The sequence below is a fragment of the Pseudomonas sp. PS01270 genome (assembly GCF_029959775.1).
GTDB classification, from domain to species: Bacteria; Pseudomonadota; Gammaproteobacteria; order Pseudomonadales; family Pseudomonadaceae; genus Aquipseudomonas; species Aquipseudomonas atacamensis.
This window is the reverse complement of the sequence record NZ_JASCPT010000302.1, coordinates 1-274: the sequence shown is the minus strand read 5'-3', so window position 1 is coordinate 274 and position 274 is coordinate 1. Positions and strand designations below refer to the sequence as shown.

Here is a 274-nt window from a genome sequence, read left to right as displayed (position 1 = left end):
GGCTGACCCAGCGTCCCGGCGCCGGCTCGTCGAGGGCTGGCACAAAAGTACCCAAAATGACCGAGCGCAGGGTTTCAAATGATTCGAACCCGTCCAGAGATGCGACTGCCTCCAGCCGATAAAGCCCCCCTTCGGGCGGACTCGCAGCGAGCATCACTGACCAGGTGCGATTTTCCTGCACGATTCCACTTGCCGGCTCTGAGCGCGTGGCACCGACCAGCGTCACCGTAACCGTATCGCCCGGCACGCCAAAACCGCATACCACCACTTGCTG

Annotated in this window: 1 pseudogene; it reads right to left on the bottom strand. The window is 62.4% G+C overall.

Annotated elements, in window-relative coordinates:
- Positions 1 to 274: pseudogene (locus QMX86_RS28385) on the bottom strand (hypothetical protein); the annotation flags it as partial.